Below are 22423 nucleotides of genomic sequence, written 5' to 3' on the forward strand. Positions count from 1 at the left end.
GGCCCGCCGCCCTCCTCCGCCGCGCCCTCTGGTGGACCCTGCTCACCCTCACCGGAGGTGTCGAGCGGAAGGGGCAGCTCCCGGCCGGGGGCTGTGTCGTCGTCGCCAATCACTCCTCCCACGCCGACACCGCCGCCCTGCTCGCGGCGCTCGACGCCCGCCACTCCCCCGCGATCGGCGCCGCCGCCGACTACTGGTTCGCCTCCCCCTGGCGCAGGCGCATCTGCAGCAGGCTGGCCGCGGGCTTCCCCGTGCGCCGCACCGGAGGCGGCATGGACGATCTGCTCGCCAGGGCGGACGGCCTTCGCGCGGGCCGTGCCGTCGTCCTCTTCCCGGAGGGAACCCGCGCGCGGGCGGGCGAGTTGGGCGCCTTCCACCGCGGCGCGCTGGTTCTCGCGGAGCACGCGCGCGTGCCCGTCGTGCCGGTCGCCATCGCCGGCACGGACCGTCTGCTGCCCAAGCACGGCCGGCTCCGCCCCGCCCTCGTACGGGTCGCCGTCGGTGATCCGCTGCCCGCGTCGGCCACCCCTGAGGAGGCCCGCGACGCGGTGGCCGCACTGCATCGTCGTACGACCGGAGAACCGCTCAGGGACTCCGCCGCGCGCAAGCGGACCGCGGCGGTCGCGGCCTCCCGGTGGGGGCTGCCGCTCGCCTTCGCCTGGGCCTTCGCGGAGGCACTGAGCTGGCCGCTGATGCCGGAGCTGTTCCTCGCGATCGCCTGCGCGGCCCTGCCGCGCCGCGCCCTGAAGCTGTCGCTCACGGCCCTCGCCGGCAGTCTGGCGGGCGGCCTGCTCGCCCTCCAACTGGCCGCGTCCGGCACGCAATTGCCGCAGCCGTTGACGACGGACCGGATGCGCGCGGAGGTGCGCGGCGAACTCGCCGTCGAAGCCGCGGCGGCCGTCCGCCACCAGCCCTGGAACGGCATCCCCTTCAAGGTGTACGCACGCGAGGCGGGCCGCGCGGACATCGCCCCGTCCGACTGGCTGACCCACTCGGCGCTCTCCCGCGGCTCCCGCACCCTCACGGTGGGCCTGGCCTTCGGAGCCTTCGGTTTCCTGGCGCACCGGCTGCGGCGGTTCTACGGGCCGTACCTGGCGCTGCTCGGCACCGGCTTCACGATCGGACTCTCGCTCATCGTGAAGGGGTGGAGCTGAACAGGTACGTACGGGACAGACGGAGCTGAACAGGCCTTTCCAGCCCGCCAATTGGTCTGCACCATGGCGCCCGCAGCACCCTCCGCCCCAGAATCGGACCATGTCTGAGACCGAGCAGCACCAGCAGCAAACATGGACCCCCATCCACGGTGAGCCCTACCGCTCCGTGCCGTACCGCCCGCAGCGCATGCCCGAGGCCGAATCCCTCGCGCACGCCGCCGAGTTGCGGACGCGGATGCGGGAGCGGCGCACGGTGCGGCAGTTCGCGCCGGACCCTGTGCCCACGCAGGTCGTGCGGGACGCCATCGCGTGCGCGGCGACGGCGCCGTCCGGCGCGCACCAGCAGCCGTGGACGTTCGCCCTCGTCCAGGACCCGGACATCCGCCGCCGCATCCGCGAGGCCGCCGAGCACGAGGAGCAGATCTCGTACGACGGGCGGCTCGGCGAGGAGTGGCTCGCCGCCCTGCGCCCGCTCGGCACGGACGAGGTCAAACCGCACCTCACGGACGCCCCCGCGCTGATCGTCGTCTTCCAGCAGCGCTACTGGCTGGGCGAGGACGGCACCAAGCACAAGCACTACTACGTCGACGAGTCGGTCGGCATCGCGGTCGGGATGCTGCTCTCCGCCCTGCACCTGTCGGGCCTCGCCGCACTGATCCACACGCCGAGCCCGATGCGATTCCTGTCGCAGGTGCTCGGCCGCCCGGAGAACGAGAAGGCGTTCGCGGTGATCCCCGTGGGCTATCCGGCGGCGGACTGCCGGGTCCCCGATCTCGTACGGAAATCCCTTGACCAGGTCCTCGTGGAGGTCTGAGCCGACCGTAGGCGCCATCGCTACGCCAACTGGCGTTCCAGGAACGGGTAGTCGGTGTACCCCTCGGCGCCGTTGGTGTAGAGGTGCGCCTCGTCGATCTCCTGGAGCGCCGCACCCGCCGCGAACCGCTCCGGCAGGTCGGGGTTGGCGATGAACGCGCGTCCGTACGAGACGAGGTCGACGACCCCGGACGCGAGTACCGCCTCGCCCGCCTCCCGCGTGGTCGGGTCGCCGTTCTCGCCGACGTTGCCGATGAGCGTGCCGTGCCAGTGGCGGCGCAGGTCGGCGAGGGCCGGATAGTCGGCGTTGTCGGTGAGGTGGAGGTAGGCGAGGCCGATGCCCTCGATCTCGTCGAGCAGCGCGCGGTAGACGGGGCCGGGGTCGGCCTCCGCCATGCCGAACTGCGGGTTGCCGGGGGAGAGCCGGAGCCCGAGCCGCTCGGCGCCGACCGCATCGGCGACGGCACGTACGACCTCGACGGCGAAGCGAATGCGGTCGGCGACCGAGCCACGGCCGTACGCGTCGTCGCGGAGGTTGGTGTTGTCCGCGAGGAACTGGTGGATCAAGTAGCTGTTGGCGCCGTGCAGTTCGACCCCGTCGAAGCCCGCGGCGATGGCGTTGCGGGCCGCGTCCGCGAAGTCCTGGACCGCCGTGCGGATGTCGTCGATGCTCATCTCGCGCGGGGCGACGTAGTCGGGCTTGCTGCCGTCCGGGCCGTGCGCATGGCCGGGCGGGGTCACGGCGGACGGCGCGAGCGGCAGGTCGCCGTCGATGCGGGCCAGCGGGTGGCCGTTGCGGCCGCCGTGCATCAGCTGGGCGTAGATCCGGCCACCGGCGGCGTGCACGGCGTCGGTGACCCGCCGCCAGCCCTCGATGTGCGCGGCGGTCTGCAGCCCCGGGTAGCGCCAGCCGCTCTGGCCCCGGCCGCTGGGCCAGATGCCCTCGGTGATGATCAGCCCCGCGCTCGCGCGCTGGGCGTAGTGGTCGGCGACCACCGGGAGCGGGGTGCCGTCGTCCGCGGCGCGGGCGCGGGTCATGGGGGCCATGACGATGCGGTTGGGGAGGTGGCCGATGCGGCCTGCGGAATAGGGGGCGAGAAGCGAGGTGTTCGTCATGCCGGAACGGTAAAAGCTGACACCGGTGTGAGATTCAAGCGTGGAACTCGGACCGTGGAGATTCGAGCGTGGAGGTTCATGCGGCATGAGGATCGGCGAGCTGGCGAAGCGTACCGCCGTGAGCGAGCGGTCCCTGCGCTACTACGAGAAGCAGGGCCTGCTGTACGCGGACCGCACCCCGGGCGGCCACCGCGACTACCCGGAGGCGGCGGTCGACCGGGTCGTGCACATCCAGGAGCTGTTCGCGGCGGGCCTGTGCAGCGCGAAGATCGTCCAGCTTCTGCCGTGCATGCGGGACAAGGACGGCGGCCCGTCGGAGACGGCGACGCCGTGGCTGGTCGACGAGCTGACCGAGGAGCGGGCCAGGATCGACCGCCAGGTGGCCGACCTGCTGCGGGCGCGGGAGGTCCTTGACGAGGTGATCACGGCGGCCGCTGGAAGCCACTGAGCACCTAACTCCTCACAGTTTATTGACTGGTTAGATGTCGGCGTGCTCTACTCGCCTCATCGCAACCGTCAAAGTGAACTTGAGGGGTTAGACATGGGTACCCACTACCGCTCCACCACCGTCCGCGGCCACGAGATCCACTACCGCGAGGCCGGCCCCGCCGACGCCCCCGCCCTCCTGCTGCTGCACGGCTTCCCCACCAGCTCCCACATGTTCCGCGACCTCATCCCGCTCCTCGCCCACCGCTACCGCGTCATCGCCCCGGACCACATCGGCTTCGGCCGCTCCGCGGCCCCCTCCGCACCGGACTTCACGTACAGCTTCGCCGAACTCGCCGACGTCACAGCGGAGTTCACCGAGCAGATCGGCCTGACCCGCTTCGCGCTCTACATCCAGGACTACGGCGCCCCCATCGGCCTGCGCCTGGCGCTCGCGCACCCCGAGCGCGTCACCGCGATCGTCACGCAGAACGGCAACGCGTACGAGGAGGGCCTCGGCGCCGACGCGTGGGCGCCCGTCCTCGCGTACATCGCGGACCCGAACGAGAAGACCGCCGCGCCCGTACGGGAGATCCGCTCCCTCGATGGCATCAAGTGGCAGTACACGCACGGGGTTTCGGACCAGAGCCTGCTGAACCCGGACGCCTGGCACCACGACGCCGCGCTGATGGCCCGCGACGGCCAGGACGGGATCCAGCTCTCCCTGATCGGCGACTACGGCAGCAACATCGACCTGTACCCCGAGTTCCAGGCGTACTTCCGCGCCTCCCAGGTGCCGCTGCTCGCCGTCTGGGGCGCGCACGACCAGATCTTCGTGCGGGACGGGGCGCTCGCCTTCCTCCGTGATCTGCCGGAGGCCGAGGTGCATCTGCTGCCCGCCGGACACTTCGCCCTGGAGACGCACGCCGCGCAGATCGGCGCGCTGATCGACGACTTCCTGACTCGGCGCCACACCGCCCCGGTACCGTCGGGATCATGAACTTATCCCTCTCCCGCCGGACGCTCGTCGGCGCCGCGGCCCTCGCGCCCGTCTTCCTCTCCGTGCCCGGCAACGCGAGCGCGAGGGCCTTCCCCGAAGCGCGGCGGCGGCTGCGCGAGCTCGAGAAGGACTACCCCGGCCGCATCGGGGTGCACGCCCTGGACACCGGCAGCGGCGCGACCGTCGGCCACCGCGAGCACGAACGCTTCGCGATCGCCTCGACGTTCAAGGTCCTCGCCGCCGCGGAGATCCTGCGCAGGGCGCGGGACAAGGAGCCCGGCCTGCTCGACGTACTCGTCGAGTACACGCGTGACGACCTCGTCACGGCCTCGCCGAGGACCGAGCTGCATCTCGAAACCGGCATGACCGTACGGGAGTTGTGCGACGCGACCATCACCTACAGCGACAACGCCGCCGCCAATCTGCTGATGCGGCGGATGGGCGGCCCGGCCGGCATCACCGCGTTCGCGCGCTCCCTCGGGGACTCCCGTACCCGGCTCGACCGGTGGGAGCCCGAGCTCAACACCAACATCCCCGGCGACCCGCGCGACACGACGACCCCCGCGGCCATGACGGAGAATCTGCGCCGGCTCGTCCTCGGTGACGCCCTCCACCCGCTCGACCGCGGGCAGTTGACCCGCTGGCTCCTGGAGAACACCACGGGCGACAAGCGGATCCGTGCCGGGCTCCCCAAGGGCTGGCGGGTCGGCGACAAGACCGGTACGCCCGCCTACGGCGGGGTCAATGACGTCGCCGTGACCTGGCCGCCGGACCGGGCGCCCCTGGTCATCTCCGTGTACACGACCCGACTGGACCCGGACACCCCCGGCGAGGACCGGATCGCCGAGGACATCACCCGCGTCGTCGTCGACGCCCTCACCTGACCGCAGCGGAAACAACACCGCCTCCGACCGGGGTGGGGCCCAGATCGGAGGCGGGGTTCAGGGGTCGGGCGACGAGGCCCGAGGGGGGCGTCAGCCCATGTGCGGGTACGAGTAGTCCGTTGGCGGGACCAGCGTCTCCTTGATGGCGCGGGTCAGCGTCCAGCGCTGCAGGTTCTGCGGGGCGCCCGCCTTGTCGTTGGTGCCGGACGCGCGGCCGCCGCCGAAGGGCTGCTGGCCGACGACGGCGCCGGTCGACTTGTCGTTGATGTAGAAGTTGCCCGCGGCGTAGCGGAGCTTCTCCATCGTGTACGCGGCCGCGGCGCGGTCGTTGGAGATGACCGAGCCGGTGAGGGCGTAGTCCGAGGCCGACTCCATCTGGGTCAGCATCTCCTCGTACTTGTCGTCCTCGTAGACGTGGATCGCCAGGAACGGGCCGAAGTACTCGGTCGTGAAGACCTCGTTGGCCGGGTCCGAGCACTCGACGACGGTCGGGCGGACGAAGTAGCCGACCGAGTCGTCGTACGTGCCGCCCGCGACGATCGTGCAGGTCGGGTCGGCCGCGGCGCGGTCGATGGCCGCCTTGTTCTTGGCGAACGAGCGCTCGTCGATGACCGCGCCGATGAAGTTCGACAGGTCGGTGACGTCACCCATCTTGATGCCGTCGACCTCGGCCGCGAACTCCTCCTTGAAGCCGGAGTTCCAGATCGAGGCCGGGACGTAGGCGCGCGAGGACGCGCTGCACTTCTGGCCCTGGAACTCGAAGGAGCCGCGGGTCAGGGCCGTCTTGAGGACGGCGCGGTCGGCGCTGGGGTGCGCGACGACGAAGTCCTTGCCGCCGGTCTCGCCGACCAGACGCGGGTACGTGCGGTAGTTCGCGATGTTCTCGCCGACCGTCTTCCACAGGTGCTGGAAGGTCTTCGTGGAGCCGGTGAAGTGGATGCCCGCCAGGTCGCGGTGGTTCAGGGCCACGTCGGAGACGGCGATGCCGTCGCCCGTCACCAGGTTGATGACGCCCTTGGGCAGACCCGCCTCCTCCAGGAGCTGCATGAGCAGCACGGCGGCGTGCGTCTGCGTCGGGGACGGCTTCCAGACGACCACGTTGCCCATGAGGGCCGGGGCGGTCGGCAGGTTGCCGGCGATCGCGGTGAAGTTGAACGGCGTGATCGCGTAGACGAAGCCCTCGAGCGGGCGGTGGTCCAGACGGTTCCAGACGCCGGTCGAGTTCGCCACGGGCTGCTCGGCGAGCAGGTCACGGGCGTACTTGACGTTGAAGCGCCAGAAGTCGATCAGCTCGCAGGGAGTGTCGATCTCGGCCTGCTGGGCGGTCTTCGACTGGCCGAGCATCGTGGACGCGGCGAGCGTCTCGCGCCACGTCGTGGAGAGCAGCTCGGCGGCGCGCAGGATGATCGCGGCGCGGTCGTCGAAGGACATCGCGCGCCAGGCCGGGGCGGCGGCGAGGGCGGCGTCGATCGCGTCCTGGGCGTCCTGCTGCGTGGCGCCGCGGCCGTTGCCGATGACGGCCTGGTGGTTGTGCGGCTGCACGACCTGGAAGGGCTCACCGCCACCGAGGCGCTTGACGCCGCCGATGGTCATCGGCAGCTCGATGGGGTTCTCGGAGAGCTCCTTGAGCTTGGTCTCGAGGCGGGCACGCTCCGGGGAACCGGGGGCGTAGCCGTGCACCGGCTCGTTGACCGGCGCGGGGACCTGGGTCACAGAGTCCATGAGTTCCGTATCTCCTTAGAGGGGGTCGGGGGAAAGGGAGCTCAGCCCTTGGTGAGGATGGAGCGGGCGAAGAAGAGCAGGTTGGCCGGCTTCTCCGCGAGGCGGCGCATGAAATATCCGTACCAGTCGGTGCCGTAGGCGGTGTAGACGCGCATCCGGTGGCCCTCGGCCGCGAGCCGCAGGTGCTCGTCGCTGCGGATGCCGTACAGCATCTGGAACTCGTACTCATCCAGTTTGCGCCCGGCACGCCGCGCGAGCTCCTGTGCGATGGAGATCAGACGCGGGTCGTGGGACCCGATCATCGGGTACCCGTCGCCGTCCATCAGGATCTGCATGATGCGGACGTACGCCTTGTCGATCTCCGCCTTGTCCTGGTACGCGACCTCGGCGGGCTCCTTGTAGGCGCCCTTCACGATGCGTACGCGGCTGCCCGCGGCGGCCAGGCGGCGGGCGTCGTCCTCGGTGCGGAAGAGGTAGGACTGGATGACGCAGCCGGTCTGCGGGAAGTCCTTCCGCAGCTCCTCGTGGATGGCGAACATCGAGTCGAGGGTGGTGTGGTCCTCGGCGTCCAGGGTGACCGTGGTGCCGATCGCGGCGGCGGCCTCGACGACGGGGCGGACATTGGCGAGGGCCAGCTCGTGGCCGCCCTCAAGCGCCTGGCCGAACATGGACAGCTTGATCGACATCTCGGCCTTGGTGCCCAGGCCCAGGTCCTTGAGGCGCTCGACGAGCTCCAGATAGGCGTCGCGGGCGGCGGAGGCCTGCTCGGGCGTGGTGATGTCCTCGCCGACGACGTCGAGGGTGACCTCGAGGCCCTTGTCGACGGCGTCCGTGATGATCGGCACGACCTGGTCCACCGTCTCGCCGGCGATGAAGCGGTCGACGACCTGCTTGGTGCCGGGGGCCGCCGATACGAAACGGCGCATCTTGTCGCTGCGCGACGCGGCGAGGATCACGGGACCCAGCACGGGCACCTCCACGGGGAGTAGAACGGGGCCGTATCCGGATATGCGTAACGAACCGGTACGGCACGGAGAACCACCGTGAAACTTAAGGATCCCTCCGATCCTGGGCCATCGACACCTGTCACGCATCCGTGCCCTGGATCTCAGACATCTGTCTGAAGCGGGGCGCGAACTGCGTCAGAATGGACAGCGTGAAAGGCGACTACCAGGAACTGGTCGACGAGATCTCGGCCCTGCTCGGTGCCCCCGCGACACTGGAGAACCGCGACTTCGAGCTGATCGCCTTCGGCGCGCACGCCAGCGGCGGCGACAGCGGCTTCGACGCGGCGGACCTCGACCCGGTCCGCACCCGGTCGATCCTCACGCGCCGCTCGACGGCCGGGGTCCGCGCCTGGTTCGAGGGCTTCGGCATCACCCGCGCCACGGCCCCGGTCCGCATCCCGCCCGCCGCGGACGCGGGCGTCTACCGCGGCCGGATCTGCCTTCCCGTACGCCATCGGGGCTTCGTCCTGGGGTACGTGTGGCTGCTCGACGACGAGCCGGGGCCCACGGACGCCCAGCTGGACGCGGCCATGGAGGTGGCCACCCGGATCGGCGCGCTGCTGGCCGACGAGGCGCAGGCCGGCGCCGATCTGACCCGCGAGTTCCGCGCGGTCCTGACCGCCGAACGGGGCTGGCAGCGCGACATGGCGGTGGCGGACCTGCGTACGGCGCTGGGCCCGCGCGGCGAAGGACTGCACGCGGTGGTGTGCGTGGCCCCCTGGCCTTCCCCAAGCTCTCGACTTCGCTCGGGCAGGGGATACCCCATGGCGAACCCCGACGACGCCCCTTCCGTCCGTACGGTGCAGGGGGCGACCGCCCTGTGCACGGTGCCATGGGGCACGGCGGGCCAGAGCCTCGCGGTCCTGGTCCGGCTGCGCTCGGCCGATGTGCTGACGCCCGCGGAGTCGGCGGCCACGCGGCTCCTGGAGTCGGCGGGGGCCGCGAGCACGGCGGGCCCCGCCGCGGCCGGCATCGCCAGCGCCCGGTACGGCCTGGACGAGCTCGGCGCCGCTTGGTGGGAGGCGTCGTCGGCGGCCCGCGCGGCCCGCGCCGAACCGCGCTTCGCCCCGGTGGCCCAGTGGGCGGACATGGGCCCCTACCGCCTGCTCACCGCCCTGCCCCCGGAGGCCGCGCACGACCCGGTGGCCCGCGACCTGCTCTCCCCCGCACACCGCGAACTCGCCCGCACCGCCGAGGTGTTCCTCGACTGCGCGGGCCAAGCGGGGCGCACCGCGGCGGAGTTGGGCATCCACCGGCAGACGCTCTACTACCGCCTGTCGCGCGTGGAGCAGCTCACGGGCCTCGACCTGGACGACGGCGAGGACCGGCTGCTGCTGCACATGATCCTGAAGACGTCGCGGCTGTAAGGGACTTCAGGATCCGCGACTTCGTCAGGGCGCGGAGTGTGACGCTCGGCAGGTCAGGTCCTTGGCCGGGAGCCTGCCCGTGGTCAGGTAGACCGTGGCGCTGTTGTCCGCGCAGGAGTTGGTGCCGTTGACGATGTGCCCCTCTCCGCCGGCGACGGTGACCATCCGGGATCCGCGCAGGGCCCGGTGCATGGCCTGGCCGCCGGCCGGGGGCGTCGCAGGGTCCCACTCGTTTTGCACGATGAGTGCACGGACCCTGTTGGTCACCGTTGTCCTGGGTTCGCTGCCCGGCTCCCAGAAGGCACACGGCTTGACGTTGGACTCGAAGTCGCCGGACAGCGGATACCGGGCCTTGTCGCGGATCGCGTCGCGGCGGTACTGCTCGGGGTCGCGCGGCCACGACGTGCGGGTGTCGGCGCAGAGGACGGCCCAGGCGCTCGCGGTTTCATTGTCCGGGGGGACGTCACGGGCGGACTCCGGCCGGAGGGGGCCCGGGACCTGCTCGGGCGTGCCGGACGGATCCGGCTTCCCGCCCTCGGCCGCCTTCTTCAGCTCGGCGACCCATGTGGCGGCCTTCTGAACGCGGGAGAACGTGGCGCGCCGAGCGCGGATGGTGTCACCGGTGAAGAGCGTCCCGCCGTGGTCGATGGGTGTGCGGTCGGCCCGGGCGACGAGGTCCCAGAACGTCTTGCGGACCTCGCCCGGGGTACGGCCCAGTTCGTACGTCGTGTGCCGCCGCGCAGTCCATCGGGTCCATCGCGCGAAGGCGGGCTCGGCCCGCTCCGCCATCGCCCGGAACATGCCCCGCCCGTACCGCGCGGGGTCGGCCGCACTGTCCAGCACGAACCGGTCGGTTCGCCGGGGGAACATCTGCGTGTAGACGGCGCCGAGGTAGGTGCCGTAGGAGAACCCCAGGTAGGAGATCTTCTTCTCGCCAAGGACGGCACGGATGACGTCCATGTCGCGAGCGGTGTTGCGGGTGGTGAGGTGGCGCAGCCTGTCGCCTTCCTTGGCCCGGCACTTGTCGGCCACTGTGCGGGCCCACTTCACGTCCTTCGCGAAGGTCCCGGTCTTGTACGGGCGCTCCATGTCCTGTTCGTCGCCGGTCAGACCGCAGCTGACGGGCGCGACTGGCGCCGCCGCCGGCCCTGCCAGTGCCCCCGTCACCCTCTTGATCGCGGACGACGACGAGGTGACCCGCAGCGGTCTGCGCACCTTGCTCGCGGCGCAGCCGGGGATCACGGTGGCCGGGGAGGCCGCCGACGGCGTCGAGGCCGTCGAGCAGGTGCGGCGGCTGCGCCCTGACGTGGTCCTGATGGATGTACGGATGCCGCGGTGCAACGGGATCGAGGCCACCCGGCAGCTCCTTGCCGAGTCCGGGTCGACCGAACCGCCGAAGGTCGTGGTGATCACCACCTTCGAGAACGACGGTTACGTCACCGCGGCGCTCGGCGCGGGGGCCAGCGGGTTCGTGCTCAAGCGGCTTCCGGTCCGGCAGATCGCCGAGGCGGTACGCGTGGTGGCGGCGGGGGAGGCGATCCTCTTCCCGGCGGCCCTGCGCCGGATGGTCGCCGCCCGCCCGCTGGGCTCCGCCGAGGCGTTGCCGAAGGCGGCTCTGACGGAGCGGGAGGAGGAGGTGCTGCGGCTGATGGCCACCGGCCTGTCCAACCCGGAGATCGCGCGCTCGCTCATGGTGAGCCTGGAGACGGTGAAGACGCACGTCGGGAACGTGCTGACCAAGCTCGGTGCGCAGAACCGAACCCACGCGGTGGTGATCGCGTACGCATCAGGTCTGGTGGTGCCGGGATTCACCGGCTGACGCGCAACACGGCCCGCGTGATCGCCACCGACTCAGGCACGCCGCTCGTGTCCTACGTGGCCGACACCCGGTCCATCACGCGCCGCAGCCCCTCGGTCAACTGCTCGGCGTCGGTCGCCGACTCCTCGTCGAACAGCCACTGCACCATCAGGCCGTTGAGCAGCGTCGCATAGAAGCGTCCCTCGGTCTCCACGACGTCATCGGTCAGATCGCTCTCCTCGATCCCGGTGAACATCGCGGCGAGCCCCCGCCGCCCCTCCACCTGAGCCTTGGCGAGCAGATCGCGAATGCCCGCGAGCCGCTCCCCCTGTGTGATGACCTCCAGGCTCAGCATCCAGATCGCCCGTGACTCGGGGATCGAGCGGATGACGTTCGCCCACGTCTCCCGGAACCGCTCGATGCCCCCGCCCTCCGTGGCGCGCGCGGCGCCGACCGCACCCTCGAAGCCCTCCCCCATCGGCTCGACGAGCGCGACGTACGCCTCGACGAGCAGCGCGTCCTTCGAGCCGTAGTGATAGCCGATGGACGCCAGGTTGGTCCCGGACTCCTTCACGATGTCGCGCGCCGTCGTGCGCGCGAACCCCTTCTCCAGCAGGCAGCGCTTGGCGCCTTCGAGCAGATCTTCGCGGTGTCCCATGCGGGCAGCCTACCGCCGATCCATACGCACGTCCCAGACCAGCGTTTTATACGTCCGTACTAGACAACCGTTTAAGACGTCCGTACAGTCCTGCTCATGCCGAACTCGACGAACTCGACGAACTCGCCGCACGAACAAGCGCATTCACGGATCCCGGAGCGCGCGACCCGCAAGGAGTGGACCGCGCTCGCCGTCCTGATGCTGCCGCTGCTCCTGGTCTCGATGGACGTCTCGGTCCTGTACTTCGCGATCCCGGCGATCAGCGCGGACCTCGATCCGAGCGGCACCCAGCAGCTGTGGATCTTCGACATCTACGCCTTCGTCCTCGCCGGCCTGCTGATGACGATGGGCTCGCTCGGCGACCGCGTCGGCCGCCGCAAGCTGCTCCTGTTCGGCGCCGCCGCCTTCGGCGCGGCCTCCCTCACCGCCGCCTACGCGAACAGCGCCGAGCTCCTGATCGCGGCCCGCGCGGTCCTCGGCATCGGCGGCGCGACCCTGATGCCGTCCACGATGGCGCTCGTCCGCACGATGTTCCGCGATGCCGGGCAGCGCGCGAAGGCCATCGGCATCTGGTCCGGAGTGATGGTCGCCGGCATCGCGCTCGGCTCGGTGATGAGCGGCATCCTCGTCGAGCACTTCTGGTGGGGCTCGGTCTTCCTGGTCAACCTGCCCGCGATGGTGATGCTCCTGCTCCTCGCGCCGGTCCTGATCCCCGAGTCCAAGGACCCGCATCCCGGCCGCTTCGACCTGCTGAGCGTCCCGCTCTCCATGGCCGCCGTGCTGCCGGTCGTCTACGGCCTCAAGGAGATCGCCGCCGAGGGCATCGAGACCGCGTACGTCGTCTCGCTCGCCGCGGGACTCGTCTTCGCCGCCCTCTTCGTCCACCGCCAGCGCACCACGGCGTCGCCGCTGATCTCCCCCGCGCTGTTCCGGGGCCGCGGCTTCGCCCCGGCGGTCCTCCTCAACCTCATCTCCTCGCTGGCGATGATGGGTTCGGCCTACTTCACCACGCAGTACCTGCAGTCCGTCCTCGGCAAGAGCGCCATGGAGGCCGCGCTGTGGGCGCTGCTGCCCTCGGTCCTCATCGGCTTCGCCGCACCGGTCGCCACGGCGCTTGTGCAGCGCGGAATGAACCGCGCCCATGTCGTCACCACGGGCTTCGTCGTCTCGGCGAGCGGCTACGGCCTGCTGACCCTGACCGGCACCGACTCGATGTGGACGGTCCTCACGGCGGCGGGTCTCCTGGCCTGCGGCGCGGTGATCATCGGCTCACAGCTCACCGACCTGGCCCTGAGCTCGGTCCCCGCGGAGAAGGCGGGCTCGGCGTCCTCGCTCCTGGAGACCGGCCAGGAGTTCGGCGGCGCGCTCGGCATGGCGCTGCTCGGCTCGATCGGCAACGCGGTCTATCGCGACCAGATCCCCGCATCCGCGCCGGCCGAGGCGCGGGAGACATTGGGCGGCGCGCTGGCCACGGCACGGGAACTGCCGGGCGAGACGGCTTCCGCCCTGGTCACGGCGGCGCGGGAGGCATTCACGAACGGCATGCACGTCGCCGCACTGGCGGGGGCGGGACTTCTCCTCGCGGCAGCGGTACTGGCGGCGCTGACGTTGCGCCGGGTGACCGCGCCCGAGCCGGAGAAGGTGCTGGTCTGAGGCCTAGAGCCCTGAGACCTCAAGACAAACGCCGGACGGGCTGGAAACATCCAGCCCGTCCGGCGTTTGAGGACGAACTCGGCGAAGCCGGTGACAAACGGCGACCGAAGCCGCCGCGTACGACCGGCCCCTAGTCCGTGAGGTTCACCGCACGCGCGGACTTCGCACCGATCTCCGCGGACAGCTCGTTCAGAACAGGCTGCGGCACGGTGTCGTCCACCGTGAGCACGGCCAGCGCCTCTCCGCCCACGCCCGCGCGAGCGACCTGCATGCCCGCGATGTTGATGCCCGCCTCGCCGAGGACACGGCCGACGGTGCCGACGACACCGGGACGGTCCGCGTACCGCAGGACGACCATGTGGTCGGCGAGCGCCAGGTCCACGTCGTACTCGCCGATGCCGACGATCTTCCGCAGGTGCTTGGGACCGGCCAGCGTGCCGGAGACCGAGATCTCCTCGCCGCCGGTCAGCGTGCCCCGCACCGTGACCATGTTGCGGTGGTCCGGCGACTCGGAGCTCGTGGTCAGGCGGACCTCGACGCCACGCTCCTGGGCGAAGAGCGGCGCGTTCACGTACGACACGGTCTCGTCGACGACGTCCTCGAACACGCCCTTCAGCGCGGACAGTTCGAGCACCTTCACGTCGTGCTGCGTGATCTCGCCGTACACCTCGACGTCGAGCCGCGCGGCGACCTCGCCCGCGAGCGCGGTGAAGATCCGGCCGAGCTTCTCGGCGAGCGGCAGACCGGGACGTACGTCCTCGGCGATGACGCCGCCCTGGACGTTCACGGCGTCCGGGACCAGCTCGCCCGCGAGGGCCAGACGCACCGACCTGGCGACGGAGATGCCGGCCTTCTCCTGCGCCTCGTCCGTCGAGGCACCGAGGTGCGGCGTGCAGACGACCTGGTCGAACTGGAAGAGCGGGGAGTCCGTGCAGGGCTCCTTCGCGTACACATCCAGACCGGCGCCCGCGACGCGGCCTTCCTTCAGCGCCGAGTACAGCGCCTCCTCGTCGACGATCCCGCCGCGCGCGGCGTTCACGATGCGGACGGCGGGCTTGACCTTGTGCAGGGCCTCGTCGCCGATCAGACCGACCGTCTCGGGGGTCTTGGGCAGGTGCACGGTGATGAAGTCGGAGACCTCGAGCAGCTCGTCGAGGGTGAGGACCTTGACGCCCATCTGTGCGGCCCGCGCGGGCTGCACATACGGGTCGTACGCGACGACCTTCATACCGAAGGCGCTCATGCGCTGCGCGACGAGCGCGCCGATGCGGCCGAGGCCCACGACACCGAGGGTCTTCTCGGCGAGCTCGACGCCCGTGTACTTCGAGCGCTTCCACTCGCCGTTCTTCAGCGCCTGGCTGCCCTGGGGGATGTTGCGCGCGGTGGCGATGAGAAGGCCGCAGGCGAGCTCGGCCGCGGTGACGATGTTCGAGGTGGGCGCGTTCACCACCATGACGCCGGCCTTGGTGGCGGCGGACACGTCCACGTTGTCCAGGCCCACGCCCGCGCGGGCGACGACCTTCAGCTTCTTGGCGGCGGCGATGGCCTCGGCGTCGACCTTGGTCGCGGAGCGGACCAGGATGGCGTCGACGTCGGCGATCGCGGGCAGCAGCTCGGCGCGGTCCGCGCCGTTGCACTGGCGGATCTCGAAATCCGGGCCCAGAGCGTCGACAGTGGCCGGCGACAGCTCTTCAGCGATGAGTACGACCGGTTTGCCGTTGGCAGCAGTGCTCACGTGAGTCCTCACAAGTCCAATGCGGACGGCCGTCCCGACGGCCGCAGGCGGTGGAGGGTGCTAGCCGCGTGGAAGACGCACGACGCTGTGGGCCTGACGCGAATGTTGAAAGCAGTGTAGTGGCGCTGCGGAGGACTTCTTACGCCTCCGCGGAAGGATCACTCGTCCGTGGCTGGACACAGTGGACAACACAGCGGACAAGGGCCGGGGCGATCGCCCCGGCCCTTGTCCACGACCTACGCGTCGTCGTCGTTGACCCAGCTCATGAGCTTGCGGAGCTCCTTGCCCGTGGTCTCCAGGAGGTGGTTCTCGTCCTGGGTCTTGTACTCGTTGTACTTCTTCAGGCCACCGTGGTACTCGTCCATCCACTGCTGGGCGAACGTGCCGTCCTGGATCTCCGCGAGGACCTTCTTCATCTCGGCCTTGGTGGCGTCCGTGATGATCCGCGGGCCGGTGATGTAGTCGCCCCACTCGGCGGTCTCGGAGACCGACCAGCGCATCTTCTCCAGGCCGCCCTCGTACATGAGGTCGACGATGAGCTTCAGCTCGTGGAGGCACTCGAAGTACGCGATCTCCGGCTGGTAGCCGGCCTCGGTCAGCGTCTCGAAGCCCGCCTTGACCAGCGCGGCGGTGCCGCCGCAGAGCACGGCCTGCTCGCCGAACAGGTCGGTCTCGGTCTCCTCGGTGAAGGTCGTCTTGATGACGCCCGCACGCGTGCCGCCGATGCCCTTGGCGTACGAAAGCGCCAGCGCGAAGCCGTTGCCGGTCGCGTCCTGCTCGACGGCCGCGATGCACGGAACGCCGCGGCCCTCTTCGTACTGGCGACGGACCAGGTGGCCCGGACCCTTCGGGGCGACCATGCAGACGTCGACGCCCTCGGGGGCCTTGATGAAGCCGAAGCGGATGTTCAGGCCGTGGCCGAAGAACAGCGCGTCGCCGGCCTTGAGGTTGTCCTTGATGGACTCCTCGTAGACCTGGGCCTGGATCGGGTCCGGGACCAGGATCATGATGACGTCGGCCTCGGCGGCGGCCTCGGCGGGCGTCACCACACGCAGGCCCTGCTCCTCGGCCTTGGCCTTGGACTTGGAGCCCTCGTGCAGACCGACGCGGACGTCGACACCCGAGTCACGGAGCGACAGCGCGTGGGCGTGGCCCTGGCTGCCGTATCCGATGACCGCGACCTTGCGGCCCTGGATGATGGACAGGTCGGCGTCGTCGTCGTAGAACAGCTCGGCCACTGGGATTCTCCTATGTGTGCTGGTGTTGCGACCCACCGTACGGCGGGCTGGGGGAGGAAAGTTTTCAGGTCTCGCTATGCGGGCGCGCCCGGGGGCGGGTTCAGGCCGAACGGTCGAGCGCCCGCAGGCTGCGGTCCGTGATGGAGCGGGAGCCGCGGCCGATCGCGATGGTGCCGGACTGGACGAGCTCCTTGATACCGAAGGGTTCCAGCATCTTGAGCATCGCCTCCAGCTTGTCGCTGCTGCCCGTCGCCTCGATGGTGACGGCCTCCGGGGAGACGTCCACGGTCTTGGCGCGGAACAGCTGGACGATCTCGACGATCTGCGAGCGCGTCTCGTTGTCGGCGCGGATCTTGGCGAGCACCAGCTCGCGCTGGACGGCCGCACCCGGTTCGAGTTCGACGATCTTCAGGACGTTGACGAGCTTGTTGAGCTGCTTCGTGACCTGTTCGAGCGGCAGGTCCTCGACATTCACCACGATGGTGATGCGGGAGATGTCGGGGTGCTCGGTGACGCCCACGGCCAGGGAGTCGATGTTGAAGCCGCGGCGGGAGAACAGGGCGGTGATCCGGGCGAGGACACCGGGCTTGTTCTCGACCAGGACGGAGAGCGTGTGCTTGGTGGACATGACTCTTGGTCTCTCTTTCGCTCTCGGTCTCAGTCGTCTTCGTTGTCGCCGAAGTCGGGGCGGACCCCGCGGGCGGCCATGACCTCGTCGTTCGAGGTGCCGGCGGCGACCATCGGCCAGACCTGGGCGTCCTCGTGGACGATGAAGTCGACCACGACGGGGCGGTCGTTGATGGAGTTGGCCTCCGCGATGACCTTGTCCAGGTCCTCCGGACGCTCACAGCGCAGGGCGGCACAGCCCATGGCCTCCGACAGCTTCACGAAGTCCGGGACGCGGGTGCCCTTGTTGGGGCCGATGTCCTCGGGACCGCTGTGCAGCACGGTGTTGGAGTAGCGCTGGTTGTAGAACAGCGTCTGCCACTGGCGGACCATGCCCAGGGCGCCGTTGTTGATGATGGCGACCTTGATCGGGATGTTGTTCAGGGCGCAGGTGGTGAGCTCCTGATTGGTCATCTGGAAGCAGCCGTCGCCGTCGATCGCCCAGACCGTGCGGTCGGGCTGTCCGGCCTTGGCGCCCATCGCGGCGGGGACCGCGTAGCCCATCGTTCCGGCGCCGCCGGAGTTCAGCCAGGTGGCGGGCTGCTCGTAGTCGATGAAGTGGGCGGCCCACATCTGGTGCTGGCCGACGCCCGCGGCGAAGATCGTCCCTTCGGGGGCGAGCTTGCCGACGCGCTCGATGACCTGCTGCGGGGAGAGCGAGCCGTCCTCGGGCTGGTCGTAGCCCAGCGGGTACGTGTCGCGCCAGCGGCTGAGGTCCTTCCACCAGGCGCTGTAGTCGCCCTTCTGACCTGCGGTGTGCTCGGCCTGGACGGCCTGGATCAGGTCGGCGATGACCTCGCGGGCGTCACCGACGATCGGCACGTCCGCGGCGCGGTTCTTGCCGATCTCGGCCGGGTCGATGTCGGCGTGGACGATCTTCGCGTACGGAGCGAAGCTGTCCAGCTTTCCGGTGACACGGTCGTCGAAGCGGGCTCCGAGGGCGACGATCAGGTCGGCCTTCTGCAGCGCGGTGACGGCGGTGACCGCACCGTGCATGCCCGGCATTCCCACGTGCAGCGGGTGGCTGTCGGGGAATGCGCCGAGCGCCATCAGGGTGGTGGTGACGGGCGCTCCGGTGAGCTCTGCCAGGACCTTCAGCTCGGCGGTGGCGTGGGCCTTCAGGACGCCGCCGCCGACGTACAGGACCGGGCGCTTGGCCGTGGTGATGAGCTTCGCGGCCTCGCGGATCTGCTTGGCGTGCGGCTTGGTCACCGGGCGGTAGCCGGGCAGGTCCTGCTGCGGCGGCCAGGAGAAGGTCGTCTGCGCCTGCAGCGCGTCCTTCGCGATGTCCACGAGGACCGGGCCCGGACGCCCCGTCGAGGCGATGTGGAAGGCCTCGGCGATGGTGCGCGGGATGTCCTCCGCCTTGGTGACCAGGAAGTTGTGCTTGGTGATCGGCATCGTGATGCCGACGATGTCCGCCTCCTGGAAGGCGTCCGTACCGATCGCCTTGGAGGCGACCTGGCCGGTGATCGCGACCATGGGGACGGAGTCCATGTGGGCGTCGGCGATCGGCGTGACGAGGTTGGTGGCACCGGGGCCGCTCGTCGCCATGCACACGCCGACCTTGCCGGTGGCCTGCGCGTAACCGGTGGCCGCGTGGCCCGCGCCCTGCTCGTGCCGGACCAGGACGTGACGGACTCGGGTGGAGTCCATCATCGGGTCGTACGCGGGAAGGATGGCGCCGCCGGGAATGCCGAATACCGTGTCGCAGCCGACTTCCTCGAGGGAACGGATGAGGGACTTCGCGCCCGTGACGTGCTCGACGGGGGCGGACTGCTGTCCTGAGGAACGGGGCCGCGGCTGCGGATGGTGGGCCCCGGTGGCCTGCTCGGTCATCGGCATTCTCTTCTCGAAGCTGAGGGTTTTTGCGGGGAGTTTGCGGTGGTTTGGCGGGTGCCAGTGCAACAAAAAACCCCTCGTGCCGTGAGGCAAGCGAGGGGAGCGCGTCGGGAGCGGTCGCAAGGATTCCGGTGTTCGGACCGGTGAGTCCCAGCTTCAGCCGACGCGCTTTCCAAGTACGAGAATTCGGGTGCGCATGGCATTGACCCTCTCCCCGGCACGCTGTGCCTGTCAAGTAGGTGGGACGGGGGTCTCATTATGTGAGCGGGCGTACGAATCGGCACCTCCTCCGTAGCCACCCGGCGGGCCGCCCGCGAAGGCCGGCTCGACCGGCCCGTGCGGCACGGGATACCGCCCGAGGGACAGCGCGCGGCGCAGCCGGTACTCGTCGAGCGGCCCCGAGAACGCCATGCCCTGCCCGTGTGTGCAGCCCATCGCGCGCAGGGCGATGACCTGCTCCGGCAGATCGACGCCGTCGGCCACGGAGAGCAGGCCCAGGTCGCTCGCGATGCGAAGAAGGCCGGATGTGATCTTGTGCAGCCGCGCGGACTCGACGACACCCTCGATGAGACTGCGGTCCAGTTTCAGTACGTCGACGGGGAGCCTGCGCAGTGCGGTGATGGCGGCATAGCCGTTGCCGAAGCCGTCCAGGGCGATGCGTACGCCGAGCCTGCGCAGCGTGGTCAGCCGGCGCTCAAGATCGTCGAGCGGCACCCGGGGGTCGCTGTCGGCGAGCTCGATGATCAGCGCCCCGGAGGGCAGGCCGTGCCGGGTCAGGAGCGCCTCGATGGAGCCGAGCGGCATCGAGCGGTCAAGCAGGCGGCGCGCACTGATCCGGACGGCGACGGGCGCCGCGTTGCCCGTGTGGCCCCGCTCGGCGGCCTGCTCGACGGCTTCCTCGAGCGTCCAGCGGCCCAGCTCGGCGGTGCGGGCGCCCTCCTGGGTGTCCGATGTGTCGGCGACGCGCAGGAACTCGGCGGGCGTGAAGAGGATGCCCTGCGCCGAGCGCCAGCGGGCCTGGGCGGCGACGCAGGTGATGCGCCCGTCGTCCAGGGACACCACGGGCTGGTGGAGGAGCGCGAACTCGCCGTCGTGCAGGGCGGTGCGCAGCCGGGTGGCGAGCTCCGCCTTGCGGACGACATCGGCCTGCATCTGGGGTGCGTACAGCTCGACGCGGCCCTTGCCCGCGGCCTTGGCGCGGTACATCGCGAGGTCGGCGTTGCGCAGCAACTCGCCCGCGCTGATGCCCGGTTCGGCGAAGGCGACGCCGATGGAGGCCGCCACCCGCACGTCGTTTCCGTCGATGGCGTAGGGCTGGGAGAGGGTGATTCTGAGGCGGTCGGCGAGTTCGTAGATGTGCTGTTCACGTGCGGCCTGGTCGCGCGTGCCGTCACCGACGATCAGCGCGGCGAATTCGTCGCCGCCGAGCCGGGCCGCGCAGTCTCCCGACCGGACGGCCTCATGAAGGCGGCGGGCCGCCTGGATGAGCAGCTCGTCGCCCGCCTGATGGCCGATGGTGTCGTTGACCGCCTTGAAGCCGTCCAGGTCGATGAAGAGCACGGCCGTACCGCGGTCGGTCACTCTGCGGCCGGTCAGCGCCTGGCCGACGCGCCGCGTGAACAGGGCGCGGTTGGGCAGGTCGGTGAGCGGGTCGTGCTCGGCGTTGTGCTGCAACTGCGCCTGGAGGCGCACCCGTTCGGTGACGTCCCGGCTGTTGAAGATGAGGCCGCCCTGGTGGCGGTTGACCGTGGACTCCACGTTCAGCCAGTCGCCGTCACCGGACTTGAAGCGGCACTCGATACGGGTCGTGGGCTCTTCGAGGGGGTTCGACGCGAGGAATCTGCGGACCTCGTGGACCACGCGGCCCAGGTCCTCGGGGTGCATGAGCGAGGCCAGTTCGGAGCCGACGAGGTCATCGGCCTCGCGGCCGTAGACCCCGGAGGCGGCCGGGCTGACGTAGTGGAGTATGCCGTTCGGAGCGGCGATCATGATGACGTCGCTCGAGCCCTGTACCAGGGAGCGGAAGTGGTTCTCCTTCTGCGCCAGTTCCTGGGTGAGGGTGATGTTGTCGAGGAGCATGATGCCCTGGCGCACGACGAGGGCGAGGACGACCGTGCCCGCGGTGAACAGCACGACCTCGTCGGGGCTGCGGCCGTTGAGCACGTTGTAGAGAATCCCCAACGTGCAGACGGCGGCGGCCAGATAGGGCGTGAGCGCGGCCAGCGAACCGGCGATGGGACGCGTGGCGGCAGCCCGCGTCGCCTTCGGGGCGCCGTCGGGCTCCACGCGCGCGTGCTGCCCGTCGTCCCCGTGCCGGTGCCGAGGCGTCGCCCAGGGCGCGTACGCCAGGAGCAGCGATCCCGCGAACCAGCCGGCGTCCAGCATCTGCCCCGAGCGGTAACTGGCGTGCAGCAGCGGCGAGGTGAACATCGCGTCGCACATGACGGTCAGCGCGAGGGCGCCGATCGCCGTGTTCACCGCCGCGCGGTTGGCGGAGGATCGTCTGAAGTGCAGCGCGAGAACCATGCTGACCAGCGCGATGTCGAGCAGCGGATAGGCGAGCGAGAGGGCGGCGTGCGCGACGCTCTGACCCTCGAACTGTGCCGTGTGCGCGAGCGCCAGGCTCCAGGAGAGGGTGAGCAGTGAGCCGCCGATGAGCCAGGAGTCGAGCGCGAGGCAGACCCAACCGGCCTTGGTCACCGGGCGCTTGGCCAGCACGAGCAGGCCGATGATGGCGGGCGGCGCGAAGCAGAGGAAGAAGAGATCGGCGAGGCCCGGAGTCGGCACGGGCAACTCGAGCACGACCTCGTACCAGCCCCACACGGCGTTCCCCAGGGCCGCCATCGCGGAGGAGAGCGCGAACAGCAGCCACGCGGGTCGAAAGCGGCTGCGCCGGGTGCGGGAGTAGCGGAAGCAGGAGACCGCGGCGGTCGCGGCGGCGATACTCAGTCCGAAGTCGCCCATGATCAGGGCGGCTCGGGGCGATCCCCAGCCGAGCGCGGACCCCGTCGCGTACCCGCCGCAGACCACGAGCAGCACGATCTGCGAGACCAGGCCCGAGCCGCCATCGGGTGCGGGCCGGCGGGTCAGCGGCATTCCGGGCGGCAGCGGCGCCGCCGTCACGCCTGCGCCGCCCTCCAGGACGGTGGCGGGAGACGGGCGGGTGCTCACCGGGCCGCCCTGGTCCGCGCCGCCTCCACCGCGCCTGTCCGCCTCCCGTGGATGGGGGATCGCGGGTCGTCGTGTGTGTGGCGGCAGCGCGTCCGCCTGCGAGCCGGTGCCCGTGAGAGTCGCCGCCGGCGGCCTCGCCGCGTCGGATCGTTCGCCCATTGGCCGTGCATCGC

General features: G+C 70.4%; 17 protein-coding genes and 1 pseudogene. 8 read left to right on the forward strand and 10 right to left on the reverse strand.

Translation table 11 applies throughout. From position 1 onward, the window contains the following. Positions 1-1154: lysophospholipid acyltransferase family protein (locus tag E2651_RS18050; RefSeq protein ID WP_245238953.1), on the forward strand; the 1154-nt coding region annotated here is incomplete at its 5' end. 100 nt (positions 1155-1254) lie between these two features. After that, entirely contained in the window at positions 1255-1968 is a 714-nt protein-coding gene (locus tag E2651_RS18055; RefSeq protein ID WP_209446175.1) for a nitroreductase family protein, read from the forward strand. Between the two features lie 20 nt (positions 1969-1988). Here E2651_RS18055 and E2651_RS18060 read toward each other — a convergent pair whose 3' ends face one another. Further along, positions 1989-3083 carry an alkene reductase gene (locus E2651_RS18060; RefSeq protein ID WP_135332188.1) on the reverse strand — a complete coding sequence of 365 codons (1095 nt, stop codon included), beginning with the start codon at positions 3081-3083 and terminating at the stop codon, positions 1989-1991. Between the two features lie 85 nt (positions 3084-3168). Here E2651_RS18060 and E2651_RS18065 point away from each other — a divergent pair, with 85 nt between their 5' ends. The 3 genes from E2651_RS18065 to bla all read left to right on the forward strand — a co-directional run bounded on the left by E2651_RS18065 (position 3169) and on the right by bla (position 5393). Then, the gene (locus E2651_RS18065; RefSeq protein WP_135332189.1) at positions 3169-3531 is read left to right on the forward strand and encodes a MerR family transcriptional regulator; all 363 of its coding nucleotides are present in this window, start codon (positions 3169-3171) and stop codon (positions 3529-3531) included. A gap of 93 nt (positions 3532-3624) precedes the next feature. Continuing rightward, positions 3625-4509 carry an alpha/beta hydrolase gene (locus E2651_RS18070; RefSeq protein ID WP_135332190.1) on the forward strand — a complete coding sequence of 295 codons (885 nt, stop codon included), beginning with the start codon at positions 3625-3627 and terminating at the stop codon, positions 4507-4509. Continuing rightward, positions 4506-5393, forward strand: coding sequence for a class A beta-lactamase (gene bla / locus E2651_RS18075; RefSeq protein ID WP_135332191.1), 888 nt, complete (start codon positions 4506-4508; stop codon positions 5391-5393). Before E2651_RS18070 ends, bla begins: the two co-directional genes overlap by 4 nt. A gap of 90 nt (positions 5394-5483) precedes the next feature. On the opposite strand, the gene pruA is transcribed toward bla, so the two are convergent. Both pruA and E2651_RS18085 read right to left on the reverse strand, forming a co-directional pair. Continuing rightward, on the reverse strand, positions 5484-7115 hold the full coding sequence (gene pruA, locus E2651_RS18080; RefSeq protein ID WP_135332192.1) for an L-glutamate gamma-semialdehyde dehydrogenase: 1632 nt from the start codon (positions 7113-7115) through the stop codon (positions 5484-5486). Between the two features lie 41 nt (positions 7116-7156). Next, a complete protein-coding gene (locus E2651_RS18085) occupies positions 7157-8083 on the reverse strand; it encodes a proline dehydrogenase family protein (protein ID WP_135332193.1) in 927 nt (308 codons plus the stop codon). A 179-nt stretch (positions 8084-8262) separates the two neighbouring features. On the opposite strand from E2651_RS18085, the gene E2651_RS18090 reads away from it, so the two are divergent. After that, complete coding sequence (locus E2651_RS18090) at positions 8263-9489, forward strand: helix-turn-helix domain-containing protein (RefSeq protein WP_135332194.1); 1227 nt, start codon at positions 8263-8265, stop codon at positions 9487-9489. Between the two features lie 24 nt (positions 9490-9513). Here E2651_RS18090 and E2651_RS18095 read toward each other — a convergent pair. Then, positions 9514-10617: pseudogene (locus E2651_RS18095) on the reverse strand (alpha/beta hydrolase); the annotation flags it as partial. On the opposite strand from E2651_RS18095, the gene E2651_RS18100 reads away from it, so the two are divergent. Further along, on the forward strand, positions 10577-11308 hold the full coding sequence (locus tag E2651_RS18100; protein WP_280922798.1) for a response regulator transcription factor: 732 nt from the start codon (positions 10577-10579) through the stop codon (positions 11306-11308). The pseudogene E2651_RS18095 and the gene E2651_RS18100 sit on opposite strands and share 41 nt — an antisense overlap. A gap of 52 nt (positions 11309-11360) precedes the next feature. Here the strand turns inward: E2651_RS18100 and E2651_RS18105 are convergent, their stop codons facing one another. Beyond that, entirely contained in the window at positions 11361-11945 is a 585-nt protein-coding gene (locus E2651_RS18105) for a TetR/AcrR family transcriptional regulator (protein ID WP_135332196.1), read from the reverse strand. Positions 11946-12041: 96 nt separating this feature from the next. On the opposite strand from E2651_RS18105, the gene E2651_RS18110 reads away from it, so the two are divergent. After that, the gene (locus E2651_RS18110) at positions 12042-13598 is read left to right on the forward strand and encodes an MFS transporter (protein ID WP_135332197.1); all 1557 of its coding nucleotides are present in this window, start codon (positions 12042-12044) and stop codon (positions 13596-13598) included. A 130-nt stretch (positions 13599-13728) separates the two neighbouring features. Here the strand turns inward: E2651_RS18110 and serA are convergent, their stop codons facing one another. The 5 genes from serA to E2651_RS18135 all read right to left on the reverse strand — a co-directional run bounded on the left by serA (position 13729) and on the right by E2651_RS18135 (position 22250). After that, a complete protein-coding gene (serA, locus tag E2651_RS18115; protein ID WP_135332198.1) occupies positions 13729-15333 on the reverse strand; it encodes a phosphoglycerate dehydrogenase in 1605 nt (534 codons plus the stop codon). Between the two features lie 236 nt (positions 15334-15569). Then, positions 15570-16571 carry a ketol-acid reductoisomerase gene (gene ilvC / locus E2651_RS18120; RefSeq protein ID WP_135332199.1) on the reverse strand — a complete coding sequence of 334 codons (1002 nt, stop codon included), beginning with the start codon at positions 16569-16571 and terminating at the stop codon, positions 15570-15572. A gap of 100 nt (positions 16572-16671) precedes the next feature. Next, entirely contained in the window at positions 16672-17199 is a 528-nt protein-coding gene (ilvN, locus tag E2651_RS18125; protein ID WP_135332200.1) for an acetolactate synthase small subunit, read from the reverse strand. A 29-nt stretch (positions 17200-17228) separates the two neighbouring features. Further along, entirely contained in the window at positions 17229-19076 is a 1848-nt protein-coding gene (locus tag E2651_RS18130) for an acetolactate synthase large subunit (protein ID WP_209446176.1), read from the reverse strand. A gap of 234 nt (positions 19077-19310) precedes the next feature. After that, positions 19311-22250, reverse strand: coding sequence for an EAL domain-containing protein (locus E2651_RS18135; RefSeq protein WP_167828819.1), 2940 nt, complete (start codon positions 22248-22250; stop codon positions 19311-19313). Positions 22251-22423 lie beyond the last annotated feature (173 nt).

The organism is Streptomyces sp. MZ04 (genome assembly GCF_004684775.1).
Lineage (GTDB): Bacteria > Actinomycetota > Actinomycetes > Streptomycetales > Streptomycetaceae > Streptomyces.

Bases quoted from the DNA above. Each gene is read 5' to 3' on its own strand.
- E2651_RS18055 (WP_209446175.1), top strand. From the start codon at position 1,255: ATGTCTGAGACCGAGCAGCACCAGCAGCAAACATGGACCCCCATCCAC.
- E2651_RS18060 (WP_135332188.1), bottom strand. From the start codon at position 3,083: ATGACGAACACCTCGCTTCTCGCCCCCTATTCCGCAGGCCGCATCGGC.
- E2651_RS18065 (WP_135332189.1), top strand. From the start codon at position 3,169: ATGAGGATCGGCGAGCTGGCGAAGCGTACCGCCGTGAGCGAGCGGTCC.
- E2651_RS18070 (WP_135332190.1), top strand. From the start codon at position 3,625: ATGGGTACCCACTACCGCTCCACCACCGTCCGCGGCCACGAGATCCAC.
- bla (WP_135332191.1), top strand. From the start codon at position 4,506: ATGAACTTATCCCTCTCCCGCCGGACGCTCGTCGGCGCCGCGGCCCTC.
- pruA (WP_135332192.1), bottom strand. From the start codon at position 7,115: ATGGACTCTGTGACCCAGGTCCCCGCGCCGGTCAACGAGCCGGTGCAC.
- E2651_RS18090 (WP_135332194.1), top strand. From the start codon at position 8,263: ATGGACAGCGTGAAAGGCGACTACCAGGAACTGGTCGACGAGATCTCG.
- E2651_RS18100 (WP_280922798.1), top strand. From the start codon at position 10,577: ATGTCCTGTTCGTCGCCGGTCAGACCGCAGCTGACGGGCGCGACTGGC.
- E2651_RS18105 (WP_135332196.1), bottom strand. From the start codon at position 11,945: ATGGGACACCGCGAAGATCTGCTCGAAGGCGCCAAGCGCTGCCTGCTG.
- E2651_RS18110 (WP_135332197.1), top strand. From the start codon at position 12,042: ATGCCGAACTCGACGAACTCGACGAACTCGCCGCACGAACAAGCGCAT.
- ilvN (WP_135332200.1), bottom strand. From the start codon at position 17,199: ATGTCCACCAAGCACACGCTCTCCGTCCTGGTCGAGAACAAGCCCGGT.
- E2651_RS18130 (WP_209446176.1), bottom strand. From the start codon at position 19,076: ATGACCGAGCAGGCCACCGGGGCCCACCATCCGCAGCCGCGGCCCCGT.